17 protein-coding genes and 1 pseudogene are annotated in these 15,082 nt (G+C 60.2%); 12 read left to right on the top strand and 6 right to left on the bottom strand.

Annotated elements, in window-relative coordinates; translation table 11 throughout:
- Positions 1 to 52 precede the first annotated feature (52 nt).
- The 5 genes and pseudogenes from B9Z50_RS05795 to B9Z50_RS05775 all read left to right on the top strand — a co-directional run bounded on the left by B9Z50_RS05795 (position 53) and on the right by B9Z50_RS05775 (position 2,124).
- On the top strand, positions 53 to 511 hold the full coding sequence (locus tag B9Z50_RS05795; protein ID WP_108362742.1) for a RidA family protein: 459 nt from the start codon (positions 53 to 55) through the stop codon (positions 509 to 511).
- Between the two features lie 9 nt (positions 512 to 520).
- Positions 521 to 787 carry a DUF2164 domain-containing protein gene (locus tag B9Z50_RS05790; protein ID WP_108362741.1) on the top strand — a complete coding sequence of 89 codons (267 nt, stop codon included), beginning with the start codon at positions 521 to 523 and terminating at the stop codon, positions 785 to 787.
- On the top strand, positions 784 to 984 hold the full coding sequence (locus B9Z50_RS05785) for a hypothetical protein (protein WP_108362740.1): 201 nt from the start codon (positions 784 to 786) through the stop codon (positions 982 to 984). Before B9Z50_RS05790 ends, B9Z50_RS05785 begins: the two co-directional genes overlap by 4 nt.
- Before the next feature lie 7 nt (positions 985 to 991).
- Positions 992 to 1,570, top strand: a pseudogene (locus B9Z50_RS05780) (flavin reductase family protein).
- Positions 1,571 to 1,608: 38 nt separating this feature from the next.
- Positions 1,609 to 2,124, top strand: coding sequence for a DUF1993 family protein (locus B9Z50_RS05775; RefSeq protein ID WP_108362739.1), 516 nt, complete (start codon positions 1,609 to 1,611; stop codon positions 2,122 to 2,124).
- A gap of 7 nt (positions 2,125 to 2,131) precedes the next feature.
- Here B9Z50_RS05775 and B9Z50_RS17740 read toward each other — a convergent pair whose 3' ends face one another.
- Positions 2,132 to 2,368, bottom strand: coding sequence for an AbrB/MazE/SpoVT family DNA-binding domain-containing protein (locus B9Z50_RS17740; RefSeq protein WP_199221675.1), 237 nt, complete (start codon positions 2,366 to 2,368; stop codon positions 2,132 to 2,134).
- 223 nt (positions 2,369 to 2,591) lie between these two features.
- On the opposite strand from B9Z50_RS17740, the gene B9Z50_RS05765 reads away from it, so the two are divergent.
- Together B9Z50_RS05765 and B9Z50_RS05760 are read left to right on the top strand one after the other, a co-directional pair.
- Positions 2,592 to 2,864 carry a prevent-host-death protein gene (locus B9Z50_RS05765; RefSeq protein ID WP_108362738.1) on the top strand — a complete coding sequence of 91 codons (273 nt, stop codon included), beginning with the start codon at positions 2,592 to 2,594 and terminating at the stop codon, positions 2,862 to 2,864.
- Between the two features lie 22 nt (positions 2,865 to 2,886).
- Complete coding sequence (locus B9Z50_RS05760; RefSeq protein ID WP_108362737.1) at positions 2,887 to 3,162, top strand: plasmid stabilization protein; 276 nt, start codon at positions 2,887 to 2,889, stop codon at positions 3,160 to 3,162.
- A gap of 142 nt (positions 3,163 to 3,304) precedes the next feature.
- Here the strand turns inward: B9Z50_RS05760 and parC are convergent, their stop codons facing one another.
- Together parC and B9Z50_RS05750 are read right to left on the bottom strand one after the other, a co-directional pair.
- On the bottom strand, positions 3,305 to 5,674 hold the full coding sequence (gene parC / locus B9Z50_RS05755; protein WP_108362736.1) for a DNA topoisomerase IV subunit A: 2,370 nt from the start codon (positions 5,672 to 5,674) through the stop codon (positions 3,305 to 3,307).
- A gap of 511 nt (positions 5,675 to 6,185) precedes the next feature.
- Entirely contained in the window at positions 6,186 to 8,168 is a 1,983-nt protein-coding gene (locus B9Z50_RS05750; RefSeq protein WP_108362735.1) for a DNA topoisomerase IV subunit B, read from the bottom strand.
- 122 nt (positions 8,169 to 8,290) lie between these two features.
- Between B9Z50_RS05750 and B9Z50_RS05745 the strand changes: the two genes are divergently transcribed.
- The 4 genes from B9Z50_RS05745 (at position 8,291) to bamC (ending at position 12,339) form a co-directional block, all read left to right on the top strand.
- Positions 8,291 to 9,502 carry an MFS transporter gene (locus tag B9Z50_RS05745; protein WP_108362734.1) on the top strand — a complete coding sequence of 404 codons (1,212 nt, stop codon included), beginning with the start codon at positions 8,291 to 8,293 and terminating at the stop codon, positions 9,500 to 9,502.
- A gap of 133 nt (positions 9,503 to 9,635) precedes the next feature.
- The gene (locus B9Z50_RS05740) at positions 9,636 to 10,181 is read left to right on the top strand and encodes a bifunctional 2-polyprenyl-6-hydroxyphenol methylase/3-demethylubiquinol 3-O-methyltransferase UbiG (RefSeq protein WP_108362733.1); all 546 of its coding nucleotides are present in this window, start codon (positions 9,636 to 9,638) and stop codon (positions 10,179 to 10,181) included.
- A gap of 113 nt (positions 10,182 to 10,294) precedes the next feature.
- Positions 10,295 to 11,191 (top strand): 4-hydroxy-tetrahydrodipicolinate synthase, encoded by an 897-nt coding sequence (gene dapA / locus B9Z50_RS05735; RefSeq protein ID WP_108362732.1) that lies wholly within the window; start codon positions 10,295 to 10,297, stop codon positions 11,189 to 11,191.
- A gap of 44 nt (positions 11,192 to 11,235) precedes the next feature.
- Positions 11,236 to 12,339, top strand: a complete 1,104-nt coding sequence (gene bamC / locus B9Z50_RS05730) for an outer membrane protein assembly factor BamC (RefSeq protein WP_108363587.1) — start codon at positions 11,236 to 11,238, stop codon at positions 12,337 to 12,339.
- Positions 12,340 to 12,420: 81 nt separating this feature from the next.
- Here bamC and B9Z50_RS05725 read toward each other — a convergent pair whose 3' ends face one another.
- Entirely contained in the window at positions 12,421 to 12,624 is a 204-nt protein-coding gene (locus B9Z50_RS05725; RefSeq protein ID WP_108362731.1) for a hypothetical protein, read from the bottom strand.
- Between the two features lie 202 nt (positions 12,625 to 12,826).
- Positions 12,827 to 13,948 carry a cupin domain-containing protein gene (locus tag B9Z50_RS05720; RefSeq protein WP_108363585.1) on the bottom strand — a complete coding sequence of 374 codons (1,122 nt, stop codon included), beginning with the start codon at positions 13,946 to 13,948 and terminating at the stop codon, positions 12,827 to 12,829.
- A gap of 87 nt (positions 13,949 to 14,035) precedes the next feature.
- Here B9Z50_RS05720 and B9Z50_RS05715 point away from each other — a divergent pair, with 87 nt between their 5' ends.
- Positions 14,036 to 14,569, top strand: coding sequence for a peptidylprolyl isomerase (locus B9Z50_RS05715; protein ID WP_108362730.1), 534 nt, complete (start codon positions 14,036 to 14,038; stop codon positions 14,567 to 14,569).
- A gap of 28 nt (positions 14,570 to 14,597) precedes the next feature.
- On the opposite strand, the gene dut is transcribed toward B9Z50_RS05715, so the two are convergent.
- A complete protein-coding gene (gene dut, locus B9Z50_RS05710) occupies positions 14,598 to 15,047 on the bottom strand; it encodes a dUTP diphosphatase (protein ID WP_108362729.1) in 450 nt (149 codons plus the stop codon).
- Positions 15,048 to 15,082: the final 35 nt, after the last annotated feature.

Genomic DNA, 15,082 nt, shown 5'->3' with positions numbered 1-15,082 from the left:
CCAAGCTTGGCCCCACAAGCCAATGCCCTTCCACTTAGCTGTGAGACACACCATGAGCGTTTACGACACCCTGAAATCCCTGAACATCGAACTGCCCCCTGTGGCCGTGCCGGCCGCAGCCTATGTGCCCTTTGTGCAGACGGGCAACCTGGTTTTCCTGTCCGGCCACATTGCCAAAAAAGACGGCAAAGTCTGGGCCGGTCAACTGGGCAAAAACATCAGCACCACCGAAGGCCAGCAAGCCGCGCGCGCCGTGGCGATTGACCTGATGGGCACCCTGCACGCCGCCGTGGGCGACCTGAACAAGGTCAAGCGCATTGTCAAAGTGATGAGCCTGGTCAACTCCACAGGCGACTTCACCGAGCAGCACCTGGTGACCAACGGCTGCAGCGAACTGCTGGGCCAGGTGTTTGGCCCCCAGGTCGGCGCGCATGCTCGCAGCGCCTTTGGCGTGGCGCAAATCCCCATGGGCGCTTGCGTTGAGATCGAACTCATCGCCGAAATCGGCTGATCTGCGGCCATGCCCATTGAGCTGAGCAAAGAAGACCGCGCTCAGGCGATTGCCAGCATCGAGCGCTACTTCGAGGCCAATTTCGAGCAAAAAATCGGCAATATTTCTGCCGGTGCCCTGCTTGGTTTTGTCCTCGAAGAAATCGGCCCCAGCATCTACAACCGCGCCGTGAGCGACGCCAAAGAGCGCATGCTCATGCGCGTGGAAGACCTGGAATACGAAGTCCGTGCGGACGAATTCCAGTACTGGCAAAAGTTCAACAAACGCAAACCATGAACAAAACACTCATCGCACTGACACTGCTTGGGGGCCTGTCGGGTTGCGGCCTGATTTCAACGCAAGGCGTGTACGAAGAAATCCGTGCCCAGGAAAGGGCCAAGGCCGTAGGCAGCGGCACCGCCCCGGGAACCCCTCTGCCGTCCTACGATCAATACCAAAAAGAGCGCTCAGTGCTCTCGCCCGAACCCCGTTGAACACCGCATGCACACTGTTGAACTGAAACACGCTTACCGTTTGCTCAACCACGGCCCCACCGTGCTGGTGGGCAGCCAGCATGCGGGCCAAAGCAATGTGATGGCCGCCGCCTGGGCCATGCCCTTGGACTTTGACACCCCAAAAATCGCGGTCGTGGTCGATAAAAGCACCCTCACGTGAGAGCTGATCGACGCTTCCGGCGTGCTCAGCCTTTGCGTGCCCACAGTGGCCATGAAAGACCTGGTCATGGCCGCAGGCGGCATGAGCAGCAAGAACCACCCCGACAAACTGAGCCTGTGCCAGATCCGCACTCAAGCCGCAGCGCAGACCGGCGTTCCCTTCGTGAACGGCTGCATCGCCCAGCTGGAGTGCCGAGTGCTGCCCGCCACTGCCCATGTGGCGGGACCGCACGACTTGATCCTTGCCGAGGTGATCGGTGCCTGGGCCGATGAACGCGTCTTCAACCAAGGCCGCTGGCACTTTGAAAACGCGCCACCCGAACTGCGCAGCCTGCACCCTGTGGCTGGCGGCCACTTTTATGCCATTGGCGAGGCGGTCCAGGCTTTGCCTGTGGTCAACGCCTGAATTTCCAAACCAGCAACCTTCAACAACCGGAGACTTTCATGACCCTTTCCATGTCCAGCGCCAGCCTGCCCGTGTGCACCCGCATGCTCAACAACCTGAGCCACATCCTGAGCAAAGCCGAGCAATTCGTGGAGGCCAAAAAGATCGACCCTACGGCGCTCACCACCTACCGCCTGGCCCCCGACATGTTCCCCTTCACGCGCCAGGTGCTGATCGCCTGCGACGCCGTGAAAAACGGCGTTGCGCGCTTGAGCGGCGTCGAAGCGCCTAAGTTTGACGACACCGAAACCACCCTGGCCCAGCTGCAAGAGCGCATCCAGAAAACCCTGGCCTTCATCGCCACCGTGCCCGCCACGGCGCTGGACGGTAGCGAAGACAAGGACATCACGTTCCCCGCAGGTCCGGGCAAAACCCGCACCCTCAAAGGGCAAGACTACCTGACAGGCTGGATGCTGCCCAACATGTACTTCCACATCACCACGGCCTACACCATCCTGCGCCACAACGGTGTAGAGGTGGGCAAGATCGATTACCTCTTGGGTGCGCAGGGCTGAAAAAACTCTAGGAGGTTGGGCCTCCATTCAATGAGCCCACCCGGCTCTCCACCATCCAGCCCGGCACGCGGGCGAACTCGGACAGCTTGTAGAAAGGGGCCTGCGAATTCCCTACGGGCCAGATGATCCGATCGCCCCTCCGGGCATGCACTTGCGCCTTCTTGACATCCTCAGGCAAACGCAAAGCCGCAGTCAAACGGATCGCTTGCGTGCGGTTGTTGGTGAACAAGGTGGTGATGCTCATGGCGGCCCCCTATGGGGATCATCGAGCTATGGCTACACGCCAACTGTCCCCACAGGCCGTGTCCAAAGCTGTGGACAAGTGCAGGGATAAGCGGCCAAAGCCGCAGCCAGCAAGGGCTGGCGGGGCGTGCTCAATTCATGAGCACAAACACCAATAACACGATTGACAATACGATCAACAGCACTGAAAATCACACAATCAATGATTCTGACCCTGATCAACCATGCCCCAACTGACCGCCAACGACCTCAAAGTACGTGGCATTGCTGCGATTGAATCGGCACTGGCCGAGCAGACCGAAGCCACCATTTCGGTGCGCGGCAAGGACCGGTTTGTGGTGATGGACATGGCGCAATACCACTACCTGCGCGAATGTGAGCTGGAAGCAGCCCTGATCCAAAGCCGTGCCGACCTGGATGCTGGCCGCGCCATCCAAGAAAGCGCGGATGCCCACATGGCCCGGCTCGATGCCCTGCTGAACAACACCGCGCACTGAGCGTCCCAGCCTTTCAAACGGCATGCCCTACACGCTGGTCTTTACCGACGCCTACATGCGCAGGGCTGTGCGGTTCATCAAACGGCATCCTGAACTTCGCAACCAATACGCCAAAACATTGGCCCTGCTGGAACTGAACCCGCACCACCCATCACTGCGCCTTCACGCCCTGTCCGGCCGACTGGCAGGCATGCATTCGGTGTCGATCAACCTGTCTTACCGGATCACCATGGAGCTGCTGATTCAAGACCAGCAAATCATCCCGATCAATGTGGGCGACCACGACGCGGTGTACTGAGACTCACACCGCACAAACTGTCCCCAAACCCCGTGCCCAAAGCTGTGGACAAGTACAGGGACAAGCCCCAAAAACAACGCCCCGCTTGGGCTGGCGGGGCGTGCTTAAAAAATGGGCAGCAAGTGGGCTCTACGTCAAACCCTCACTCCACCCGCGTCACCCGGTTCGGCTTGAAGCCCAAGTCCGCCACTTTGCCCTTCTTGGCACGCGCTGTTTTGGCGTTGTTCAGGCTGCGGATTTCCAGCGTTTCTTCGCGCTCTTTGCCGCCACGGCCAATGCCTTCGATCTTGATGCTGCGGGTGTAGGCCGCCGCGCCCGCCAGGGTGTCTTTGGCTTCCAAGTCGATGAGCATCAGGCCTCGGCCGCCTTTTTCCATGGTCTTGAGCTCGCTGATCTCAAAGGTCAGCACACGACCGCCCGTGCTGGCGCAGCAGACGCTGGTGGCCGCGGGGATGGGCTGTTTGTCGGCAGGCACGGTGGCACTGGAGCCACTCACATGGCTGGGCACGCACACGGTTTCGCCCTCGCCCAGGCTGATGAAGGCCTTGCCCGCTTTGTTGCGCGAAATCATGTTCTCGACCGAGGCCATGAATCCGTAGCCACCCGAGCCGCTGAGCAGCAGCGTGGCGTGCGCCGGGCCGGCAAAGTAATGCGCAATTTGTGTGGTGGGCTCCAACTCGATCAGCGTGGTGACCGGCTGGCCGTCGCCGCGTGCGCCGGGCAGTGTGGCCACGGGCACGCTGTAGATGCGGCCGTTGCTGCCAAAGATGATGAGCTGATCCACCGTGCGGCATTCAAAGGTGCCATACAGGCCGTCGCCCGCCTTGAAAGCGAAGCTGGTGGCGTCATGGCCGTGGCCGGTGCGGGCACGCACCCAGCCTTTTTCCGACACGACCACCGTCACCGGTTCGTCCACCACCTTGACCTCGGCCACGGCCTTTTTCTCTTCCTGGATCAGCGTGCGGCGCGGGTCGGCAAAGGTCTTGGCGTCCGCTTCGATCTCCTTGATCATCAAGCGGCGCAGCGCAGCGGGGCTGCCTAAAATCTCTTCGAGCTTGCCCTGCTCTTCACGCAGCTCAGACAACTCCTGCTCGATCTTGATGGCTTCGAGCCGGGCCAGTTGGCGCAGGCGAATCTCCAGAATGTCTTCGGCTTGGCGGTCGCTGAGCTTGAATGCTTCGATCAGCGCAGGCTTGGGCTCGTCGCTGTGGCGGATGATGCGGATCACCTCGTCGATGTTGAGCAACACCAACTGACGGCCTTCCAGAATATGGATGCGGTCCAGCACCTTGTTCAAGCGGTGCTGGCTGCGGCGCGTGATGGTGGTCTGGCGGAAGCTGATCCACTCCACCAACATCTGGCGCAGTGACTTTTGAATCGGCTTGCCGTCGATGCCGACCGAAGTCATGTTGATCGGCGCAGATGTTTCCAAGCTGGTGTGCGCCAGCAAGGCCGTGATGAGTTCTTGCTGTTCGATGCGGCTGGTCTTAGGCTCGAACACCAGGCGAACGGCGGCGTCTTTGCTCGATTCGTCACGCACCACGTCCAGCACGGCCAGCATGCTGGCCTTGAGTTGCAACTGGTCGGTGCTGAGCGCTTTTTTACCGGCCTTGACCTTGGGGTTGGTCAGTTCTTCAATCTCTTCGAGCACGCGCTGCGAGCTCACGCCTTGCGGCAGTTCGGTCACCACCAGTTGCCACTGGCCTCGGGCCAGTTCTTCGATCTTCCAGCGGGCGCGCACCTTGAGGCTGCCACGACCGGTGCGGTAAGCGTCGGCAATGTCGCTGGCCGGGCTGATGATCTGGCCGCCACCGGGGTAGTCAGGGCCAGGGATGATGGCCATCAACTCGCTGTCGCTCAGCTTGTCGTTGCGGATCAAAGCGACACAAGCATCAGCGACTTCGCGCAGGTTGTGGCTGGGAATCTCGGTAGCCAGGCCCACGGCAATGCCGCTCGCGCCATTGAGCAAGCTGAACGGCAAGCGGGCGGGCAGCTGGCGCGGCTCCTCAGTCGAGCCGTCGTAGTTGGGGATGAAGTCCACCGTGCCCATGTCGATCTCGTCGAGCAGCAAGCTGGTGATGCGCGACAAGCGCGCTTCGGTGTAACGCATGGCAGCGGCGCCGTCGCCATCACGCGAGCCAAAGTTACCCTGCCCGTCGATCAGCGGGTAGCGCTGCGAAAAGTCTTGCGCCATGCGCACCAGCGCGTCATAGGCGGCCGTGTCACCGTGCGGGTGGTAGCGGCCCAGCACATCACCCACCACGCGGGCGCTTTTGACGGGTTTGGCGGCGGTGTTGTTGTTCGGGCCGCTGTAGCTCAGGCCCATGCGGTCCATCGAATACAAAATGCGCCGCTGCACCGGCTTTTGGCCATCGCAAACATCGGGCAATGCACGGCCTTTGACAACGGACAGCGCGTATTCCAGATAGGCCCGCTGCGCGTAGGCGCCCAAGTGGTCGCCTTCAGGCGCGGCAGGTTGCTGTGAAGCTTCAGGGGTCAGCAAATCGGTCATTTTTTCTACGTTGGGTAGGTTGTGCGTTAGGGATTGGCGGGAATTGAGATGGGCATTGATTTGCTCTCCACCGCATACCGCCAACTGTCAAACTGGACAGTCCATTCCTCCATGCGAGCGCAGCGCGGCAATCTCTCGTCATTGCGAGCGAAGCGCGGTAATCTCCGGTCATTGCGAGCGTAGCGCGGCAATCTCAGGTCATTGCGAGCGTAGCGTGGCAATCCATGGATCGCTTCGTGCCTCGCGATGACGGGAACAGAGGGCAATGACTTTTCAGTGCCCTTGCGAGCGCAGCGCGGCACTCTCACGTCATTGCGAGCGTAGCGCGGCAATCCATCGTCATTGCGAGCGTAGCGTGGCACTCCTAAGTCATTGCGAGCGCAGCCCGGTAATCTCTCGTCATTGCGAGCGAAGCGCGGCACCCTCCCGTCATTGCGAGCGCAGCGTGGCAATCCATGGATCGCTTGGTGCCTCGCGATGACGGGGACAGTGGGGATGGTGATGACAGACATCACACGTCAATTTCGATGCTGTCGCCGTGCAGCTCCATCAGCTCGCGGCGGGCGGCGGCTTCGCCTTTGCCCATGAGCTGGGTCATCAGGTTTTCGGTGCCGGCATTGTCGAGTGGGCCCAGCTCGATGGGCAAGAGGCGGCGGGTGTCGGGGTTGAGCGTGGTGTCCCACAGCTGCTCGGCGCTCATCTCGCCCAGGCCCTTGAAGCGGCTGATGCTCCAGCCGCCTTCTTTCACGCCGTCTTTGCGCAGCTTGTCGATGATGGCGGTCAGCTCGCCCTCGTCCAGCGCATAGGCTTTGGAGGCGGGCTTTTTGCCCCGCGCAGGCGCATCGACCCTGAACAGCGGCGGACGCGCCACATACAGGTGACCCGCCTCAATCAACTTGGGGAAGTGGCGGAAGAACAAAGTGAGCAATAGCACCTGGATGTGCGAGCCGTCCACGTCCGCATCCGACAAGATGCAGACCTTGCCGTAGCGCAGGTTGCTCATGTCGGGGTTGTCGTTGGGCCCGTGCGGGTCCACGCCAATGGCCACCGAGATGTCGTGGATTTCGTTGTTGGCAAACAAGCGGTCGCGGTCGACTTCCCAGGTGTTGAGCACCTTGCCGCGCAGGGGCAAGATGGCCTGGCTTTCTTTGTTGCGGCCCATTTTGGCGCTGCCACCCGCCGAGTCACCCTCGACCAAAAACACCTCGTTGTGCAGGATGTCTTTGCTCTCGCAATCGGTCAGTTTGCCTGGGAGCACGGCCACACCAGAGCTCTTGCGCTTTTCGACCTTCTGGCCCGCTTTCTGGCGGGTTTGTGCGGCTTTGATGGCGAGTTCGGCCAATTTTTTGCCGTAGTCCACATGCTCGTTGAGCCACAACTCCAAGGCCGGGCGCACGAAGCTGGAGACCAAGCGCACTGCGTCACGCGAGTTCAGCCGTTCCTTGATCTGGCCCTGGAATTGCGGGTCCAGCACCTTGGCGCTCAGCACATAGCTGGCGCGGGCAAACACGTCTTCGGGCATCAGCTTGACGCCCTTGGGCAGCAGGCCGTGCAGCTCGATGAAGCTCTTGACGGCGGTGAACAGGCCGTCGCGCAAGCCGCTGTCGTGCGTGCCGCCTGCGCTGGTGGGGATCAGGTTCACGTAGCTTTCGCGCACCGGCGCGCCGTCTTCGGTGAAGGCCACGGCCCACGAGGCGCCCTCGCCTTCGGCAAAGCTCTCGCTGTTGCCATCGGCAAAGCCTTCGCCTTCAAACAACGGAATCACCGGGTCGCCGTTGAGCGTTTGCGTCAAATAGTCACGCAGACCGGCTTTGTATTGCCACTGCTGGGTTTCCTTGGTTTTTTCATTCACCAAGGTCACAGTCACGCCCGGCATGAGCACGGCTTTGCTGCGCAGCAGGTGCGTCAGCTCGTTCATGGGCAAGGCGCTGGATTCGAAATATTTGGCGTCAGGCCAGGCGCGGACGGTCGTGCCTTGTTTTCGGTCACCCTCGCCAGATGCGCGTTTGACCAGCGACTCGGTCACGTCGCCGCCAGAGAACACCAGTGTCGCCACTTGACCCTCGCGGTAGCTGGTGGCCTCCAAGCGCTTGGACAGCGCATTGGTCACGCTCACGCCCACGCCGTGCAGGCCGCCCGAGAAGCTGTAGGCCCCGCCCTTGCCCTTGTCGAACTTACCGCCTGCGTGCAAGCGGGTGAAGACCAACTCGATCACCGGCGCGTTTTCTTCAGGGTGCAGGCCAAAGGGAATGCCCCGACCATCGTCTTCGATGCTGACCGATCCATCCAAGTGCAGGATGACTTTGATCTTTTTGCCGTACCCCGCCAGTGCCTCGTCGGCGGCGTTGTCCAGCACCTCTTGGATGATGTGCAGGGGGTTGTCGGTGCGGGTGTACATGCCCGGACGTTGTTTGACGGGCTCGAGGCCCTTCAAGACGCGGATCGAGCCTTCAGAGTACTCGTTGGAGGTTTTGACAGTTGATTGGGTGGCCATGGTCGCGGATTGTAGTGGGATTTCACGCCCAGCACTGGATGCAAAAACAGTGCTTGGCGACTGGATGGGCCGCAGGCAACTGAGCGACGATGCGGCCGCATCACATTGGTTAAAGTCAGGGGATGCAACACAAACCCCTTTCCCTGACCCAGGTGCTGATTTGCGGCGCGGCCATCGTCACGCTGTCCATGGGCATTCGCCACGGCTTTGGCCTGTGGCTGCAACCCATCACCCAAGCACAGGGATGGGGCCGCCAAGAATTCGGCTTCGCCATGGCCCTCCAAAACCTGGCCTGGGGCTTCATGGGCATTTTTGCGGGCATGCTGGCCGACAAGTTTGGCGCCTTCCGCGTCATCACGACCGGGGCTTTGCTTTACGGCCTGGGGCTGGTGGGCATGGCCCAGGCCCAAACGCCCTGGATGTTTGCGCTGTTCACGGGCGTCATCATCGGCACGGCGCAGGCAGGCACCACCTACGCCGTGATTTATGGCGTGATCGGGCGCAACGTGCCCGCCGAGCGCCGTTCTTGGGCCATGGGCATTGCGGCAGCTGCCGGCAGCTTCGGACAATTTTTGATGGTGCCGGTGGAAGGCATGCTGATCAGCCAAGCGGGTTGGCAAAACGCCCTGATGATTTTGGCCGCCGCGACCGTGCTCATCATTCCTATGGCTTGGGGGCTGCGCGAGCCGGCTTTGCACGCGCCGGGCCAGATCAAACGCGAACAAACCATCCTCCAGTCGTTGCAAGAAGCCTTCAAATACCCGAGCTTTCAGCTGCTGATGGCAGGTTATTTTGTTTGCGGCTTCCAGGTGGTGTTCATCGGTGTGCACATGCCCAGTTACCTGAAAGACCAGGGCATGGCCCCGCAAGTGGCCAGTTACGCGCTGGCCCTGATTGGCTTGTTCAACGTGGTGGGCACCTACATTGCGGGCACCATGGGCCCACAAATCCCCAAAAAGCACATCCTGGCCACCATTTACATCTCGCGCTCGGTGGCGATCACGCTGTTCCTGCTGGTGCCATTGTCGCCCACCAGCGTTTACATCTTCTCGGCCGTGATGGGTTTGCTGTGGTTGTCCACCGTGCCGCCCACCAATGCGGCGGTGGCGCATATTTTTGGCGTCGCGCATTTGTCCATGCTCAGCGGCTTCATCTTTTTCGGCCACCAGATTGGCTCCTTCATGGGGGTGTGGCTGGGCGGCTATTTGTACGACAAGACCGGCAGCTACGACATCGTTTGGTACCTGGCCATTGCACTGGGTGTATTGGCAGCTCTGGTGAACCTGCCCGTGCGTGAGAGCCCCATCCTGCGTCCATCGCCCCGAACTGCATGAACACCCGCAGCACCCTTTGGCTGCTGGCAGCCATCACATTGGCCATCACGTTCGGGCTGTATGCACAACCGGATGTGGTGCTGATGCTGGCCGACCAGCTGTGGTCGTGTTTTTAACTTCAACCTGACTGAACATGCACGGAACTGAAAACCCCTCTGCCTGGGTCCAACGCTGGGCCCACTTGATCGCCCCGAACAGCACCGTGCTCGATGTGGCCTGCGGCGCAGGTCGCCACCTGCGTTATTTGGCCGCGCTGGGACACCGTGTCACCGGCGTGGACCGCAATCCCGAAGCCGTGGCCATGGCCCAAGCCAGTGGCGAGGTCATTTGCGCCGACATCGAAAACGGTCCTTGGCCCTTTGCCGGTCAAACATTCGCTGGCGTGGTGGTCACAAATTACCTCTGGCGTCCCCTGCTCCCCACCCTGGTGGCGAGTGTGGCCCCAGGGGGTGTGCTGATCTACGAAACCTTTGCCATGGGCAATGAAAGCGTGGGTAAACCATCGCGGCCTGATTTTTTACTGCAAGCTGGCGAGCTGCTCCAGGCCACCCAAGGCCTGCGCACAGTGGCCTACGAAGACGGTTTTGAAGCCTCGCCTGAGCGTTTTGTGCAGCGCATCGCCGCGGTGCGTGCCGGTTCATCCGGGGCCATCGAGCGCTGGCCCTTGCAAGCCGCCTGAAAACTCGTCAGCCTGGTGAGTTTGCATGGCTTGGCCCCGGCCAAGGGCACACCAAACGCCCCATCACTTGCACTCGTTAGAATGGTTCTTTTTCCTGCTCAGAAACCCCTGACATGACCACCGAATTTCGCCCCATCCGTGGCAGCATCCCTGCCTTGATCACCCCCATGCTCGCAGACGGCAAAGTCGATTACCCCACTTTGCGAAAACTGATCGACTGGCATGTGGCCGAAGGCACTGATGCCATCGTGGTGGTGGGCACTTCGGGAGAATCCCCCACGGTGACCGTGGACGAGCACTGCGAAATCATCCGCGTCTCGGTCGAGCAAGCGGCCAAACGCATCCCCATCATTGCCGGCTGTGGCGCCAACTCCACCGCCGAAGCGATCAATCTGGCCAAATTTGCACATCAAGTTGGTGCCGATGCCCAGCTGCAGGTGGTGCCCTACTACAACAAGCCCACCCAAGAAGGCCTGTACCAGCACTTCAAAGCCATTGCCGAGGCGGTGCCGTCGCTGCCCGTGATTCTCTACAACGTGCCAGGCCGCACCGTGGCCGATCTCCAGCACGAGACCGTTCTGCGCCTGGCCCAGGTGCCGGGCATCATCGGCATCAAGGAAGCCACCAGCAACATTGAGCGCGCGCAATGGCTGATCCGGGAAGTGCCCCCAGATTTCGCCGTCTTCTCAGGCGATGACGCCACTGCCGTAGCCCTGATGTTGTGCGGCGGCGCCGGCAACATCAGTGTGACCGCCAACGTGGCACCCCGCCAGATGCACGAGCTGTGCATGGCCGCGCTGCGTGGCGACGTTCAAGAAGCCATGCGCATCCAATTCAAAATGTTGCCCGTGCACAAAAACCTGTTTGTGGAAGCCAACCCCATCCCCGTCAAATGGGCCATGCAGCGCATGGGTCTGTGCGGCCCCACCCTGCGTTTGCCCATGACCGAACTGTCCCCCTCACAGCAACCCGTGGTCGAAGCGGCCTTGAAGGCCAGCGGCCTGATTTGATGGACAACCCAAGGAATTTTGTGAACCCTCTGTTTTTCAACGCCATGTCCTCTGCTCCTTTCAAGCACACCGCCACAGTGCTGGCCTTAGCCAGTTTGCTCAGCGGCTGCTCGCTGATGCAGGAAGACAAGATCGACTACAAAAGCGCGGTCAAAGCACCCACACTCGAAGTGCCTCCGGACCTGACGCAGTTGCGCAAGGAATCGCGTTACGCCCTCGAAAGCACTTCGGCCACGGCTTCAGGCTTTCAAAATGCGGGCACTCGCGTGGCCGGTGCAGGCACAGCGTCCAACGAATTGGGACAGGTCAGGATGGAGCGCCAAGGCAACCAACGCTGGCTGGTGGCCAGCATGCCCGCCGACAAAGTCTGGGAGCCCCTGCGCGAGTTCTGGACCAGCAATGGTTTTGTGCTGGTCACCGATGCCCCCGATGTCGGCATCATGGAAACCGAATGGGCAGAAAACAGGGCCAAACTGCCCCAAGACCTCATTCGCAAAACACTGGGCAAAGTGCTGGACTCGTTGTACTCCACAGGAGAGCGTGACAAGTTCAGAACCCGTGTCGAGCGCAATGCCCAAGGCGGGGTCGAGATTTACATCACCCACCGTGGCATGGTTGAAAATTACGCGGACGCTCAAAAGGAGCGCATCATCTGGCAGCCCCGCCCAAGCGACCCTGAATTGGAAATCGAATTCCTTCGCCGCTTGATGGTCAAGTTGGGCACCTCGCCAGAAGCGGCCAAAACCGCCAATGCGGCGCCAACCGCAGCGACCACCGGCAGCCAAGTCACCAACCTCAATGGCCAAGCCGTCATCGTGCTGCAAGACAGCATGGACCGTGCATGGCGCCGCACAGGTGTTGCTTTGGACCGCAGCGGCTTCACGGTGGAAGACCGCGACCGCTCCGCAGGCGTGTACTTTGTGCGCTATGTGGCTGCAGGCACCACCGGCGAACCCACGGGATTCCTCGGGCGTCTGTTCAGCAGCAAGAAAGACACCCCATCGACGCTCACCAAATACCAGATCAAGCTCACACCGTCAGGCGAAAACCAAAGCACGCTGCGCGTGCTCGCGGCCAGCGGTCAACCCGAGCCATCGGCCCAGGATGCCGAGCGGATTTTGAAGTTGATTGCAACCGAGTTGCGCTGACACCCAAAGCGCTAGACGAAAAAAAACCCCGCTCAGCGGGGTTTTTTCATGACCCATCCGGTTTTCACCGGATGAAGACCATCACTTGGCAGCAGATGCGTCAGCAGCAGGAGCCGAAGCGTCAGCGGCAGGAGCCGAGGCTTCCGCAGCAGCAGGAGCCGAAGCTTCCACGGCAGCAGGTGCTGCTGCTGGAGCAGGAGCAGGAGCAGCGACTTCTTCTTTTTTGCCGCAAGCGGACAAAGCAGCTGCAGCGATGATGGTTGCCAGAACGAGGGATTTGTTCATTTTGATTTTCCTAATTTATGAATGAGAAAACAATTTCCGGAAATTGCTTCGACAACCATGACAGCTGCCGAAACTGAGTCAAAAGCACTCGAGCTCTTTTGTACTCAGTCACTCATTATAGCGTTTTCCCTAATCGGACACAGGCCAGCCGGCCCTGGCCTTGCCTGTAAATGGTGCAAAAAGACGTGCCCAACACAAGCGATCACAAGGCCTGCAGCCATCCCGCAGCGGCCCAATCGGCCAACGCATCCTTGGCATCTGCACTTAAAGTTTTTGCTTTTTTCCCGATCATGACGCGATCATCCGCCAATTGACGCAAAACAACGGCATCGCGCCCTGCGACCTTGAAGCTTTCCCCGTTGATAAAAATATGCTGCGCGTCGTACATCATTTTGGTGCGCCGATCGAGTTGCACGCCTGCTGACACATCCAACTCGCCGGGTGTGCCATCGAACCAAACATGGGCCTTCGGCTCGGTCAGGTACTCCCCCAGCAAGCTGTCGAGCAACTGAGGGTTTTTCAGTGCTTTATCAACCACTTGCCGTGCGAAGCCAGCCAAAGACGGTGGAATAGCGGCAGGAGAGGCCACTGCCGGTTGTTTCGGATCACGGTAAAGCGCATCACCCACACCGTCAAAAGCCTCATCGGCCAAACCCATCAAAAGCTCGCGGGCCAACTCACCCTCTTGGGGTGCCCGAAAGCCCATGGACCAGGTCATGCACTCGCCCTCGGCCACGCCGTCGTGGGCGTATTTCGGGGGCAGGTACAGCATGTCGCCGGGGTTGAGCAAAAACTCTTCTTCGGCTTCAAAATTTTGCAAAATTTTGAGTGGCACGCCTGGCTGCAGGCTCAGATCTTTGTTGCGGCCGATGCGCCAGCGGCGCTGCCCATGGGCCTGCAACAAAAACACGTCGTAGCTGTCAAAGTGCGGCCCCACACCGCCGCCATCGGTGGCGTAGCTGATCATCACATCGTCCAGCCGGGCATCGGGCACAAATCGGAACTGCTGCATCAGCGCATGCACGCCGTCGTGGTGCAAGTCGACGCCTTGCACCAAAAAGGTCCATTTTTTCTGGCTAAACGGCGGCAGACTGCGCTTCGGGAACGGGCCGTGCTTCATCTTCCAGCCCTTGGGTGAATCCACAATCAAACGCGACTCCACGCCCTCCTGCCCCGCCAAGGTCACCAAGTCGGCACGGCCCACACAGGGCACAAAGCCCGGGATGGCGTTGCGCACCAGCAAGGGCTTCTTTTGCCAATGGCGTTTCATGAATTGGCTGGGCGTCAGGCCGCCGAGCAGGGCCAAGGGTTGTTCTGTGTTCATGGGGGTCATCCGGTTGCACAGACCCAAAGACCTGCGCGCAAAGACAAGGCGGCCAAAAATCGGCCGCCAAACTGCGACAATTGTCCTATGGAAATCAAGACACCTTCTGTGGTCGCACTGACCTGGACACTCAAAGACACGCTGGGCGAAGTTCTGGACACCCTGGACGAGCCTGTTGAATTCTTCATTGGCGGCCAAGACCTGCTGCCCAAGATCGAGGAAGCCTTGCAAGGCCACGAAAAAGGCGCCAAGGTCGACCTGCACCTGGAGCCCGAAGACGCCTTTGGCGACTTTGACGAGAACCTGTTGTTTCTGGAACCCCTGGCCCTCTTTCCTGAGGGGCTAGAGCCGGGCCTCACGATCGAAGGCACGGCCCTGCCCGAGGGCTGCCACCCCGACGCACCGCGCAACGTGCTCTACACCGTGACCGAAATTTACCCCGAGCACGTGGTGCTGGACGGTAACCACCCGCTGTCGGGCATTGCGCTGCGTTTGCACCTGAAAGTGGAATCGGTACGCGAGCCGACTGAGGCCGAAGTGGGCAGCGGCAGCTGCGGCACGGGCTTTTTCAAAATCGAAGTCGGCGACGAGGGCAGCCTGACGATGCCCACACTGCACTGATCTCAACGAAAAGCGCCCACCGAGGCGCTTATTTTTTGCCGGTCGAGCCGTAACCACCCTCACCACGCTCGCTGGGTGCATCAAACTCAGACACCACGTTGAATGTCGCCTGCACCACGGGCACGATGACCATTTGCGCGATGCGCTCCATCGGCTCGATGGTGAAAGCCACATCGCTGCGGTTCCAAGCACTGACCATCAACTGCCCCTGGTAATCGCTGTCAATCAAGCCCACCAGATTGCCCAACACGATGCCATGTTTATGGCCCAAACCCGAGCGCGGCAGCAGCATGGCGGCGTAGCCTGGGTCTTTCAGGTGCACCGCAATGCCTGTGGGAACAAGTTGCCAAGCGTTGGGCTGCAGGGTCAAAGGCTCGTTCAGGCAGGCACGCAAATCCAGTCCTGCGCTGCCGGGCGTGGCATAGGCAGGCAAATGATCTGTCATGCGGGCGTCGATGATTTTGAGGTCGATGTTCATTTGCGGTTGCTCGTAGTTCGTGAGGTGTTGGAGTT

Source organism: Limnohabitans sp. Bal53 (assembly GCF_003063355.1).
Taxonomy (GTDB): Bacteria; Pseudomonadota; Gammaproteobacteria; order Burkholderiales; family Burkholderiaceae_C; genus Limnohabitans_A.
Note: the sequence above shows the minus strand (reverse complement) of the source record. Positions and strands in the feature narration are given on the sequence as shown.

What these genes read in the sequence shown, in the direction of transcription:
- parC (WP_108362736.1), bottom strand. Translation starts at nt 5,674, where the DNA reads ATGACCGATTTGCTGACCCCTGAAGCTTCACAGCAACCTGCCGCGCCT.
- B9Z50_RS05760 (WP_108362737.1), top strand. Translation starts at nt 2,887, where the DNA reads ATGCCCTACACGCTGGTCTTTACCGACGCCTACATGCGCAGGGCTGTG.
- dapA (WP_108362732.1), top strand. Translation starts at nt 10,295, where the DNA reads ATGACCACCGAATTTCGCCCCATCCGTGGCAGCATCCCTGCCTTGATC.
- dut (WP_108362729.1), bottom strand. Translation starts at nt 15,047, where the DNA reads ATGAACATCGACCTCAAAATCATCGACGCCCGCATGACAGATCATTTG.
- B9Z50_RS05740 (WP_108362733.1), top strand. Translation starts at nt 9,636, where the DNA reads ATGCACGGAACTGAAAACCCCTCTGCCTGGGTCCAACGCTGGGCCCAC.
- B9Z50_RS05720 (WP_108363585.1), bottom strand. Translation starts at nt 13,948, where the DNA reads ATGAACACAGAACAACCCTTGGCCCTGCTCGGCGGCCTGACGCCCAGC.
- B9Z50_RS05795 (WP_108362742.1), top strand. Translation starts at nt 53, where the DNA reads ATGAGCGTTTACGACACCCTGAAATCCCTGAACATCGAACTGCCCCCT.
- B9Z50_RS05790 (WP_108362741.1), top strand. Translation starts at nt 521, where the DNA reads ATGCCCATTGAGCTGAGCAAAGAAGACCGCGCTCAGGCGATTGCCAGC.
- B9Z50_RS05765 (WP_108362738.1), top strand. Translation starts at nt 2,592, where the DNA reads ATGCCCCAACTGACCGCCAACGACCTCAAAGTACGTGGCATTGCTGCG.
- B9Z50_RS17740 (WP_199221675.1), bottom strand. Translation starts at nt 2,368, where the DNA reads ATGAGCATCACCACCTTGTTCACCAACAACCGCACGCAAGCGATCCGT.
- B9Z50_RS05745 (WP_108362734.1), top strand. Translation starts at nt 8,291, where the DNA reads ATGCAACACAAACCCCTTTCCCTGACCCAGGTGCTGATTTGCGGCGCG.
- B9Z50_RS05725 (WP_108362731.1), bottom strand. Translation starts at nt 12,624, where the DNA reads ATGAACAAATCCCTCGTTCTGGCAACCATCATCGCTGCAGCTGCTTTG.
- B9Z50_RS05785 (WP_108362740.1), top strand. Translation starts at nt 784, where the DNA reads ATGAACAAAACACTCATCGCACTGACACTGCTTGGGGGCCTGTCGGGT.
- B9Z50_RS05750 (WP_108362735.1), bottom strand. Translation starts at nt 8,168, where the DNA reads ATGGCCACCCAATCAACTGTCAAAACCTCCAACGAGTACTCTGAAGGC.
- bamC (WP_108363587.1), top strand. Translation starts at nt 11,236, where the DNA reads ATGTCCTCTGCTCCTTTCAAGCACACCGCCACAGTGCTGGCCTTAGCC.
- B9Z50_RS05715 (WP_108362730.1), top strand. Translation starts at nt 14,036, where the DNA reads ATGGAAATCAAGACACCTTCTGTGGTCGCACTGACCTGGACACTCAAA.
- B9Z50_RS05775 (WP_108362739.1), top strand. Translation starts at nt 1,609, where the DNA reads ATGACCCTTTCCATGTCCAGCGCCAGCCTGCCCGTGTGCACCCGCATG.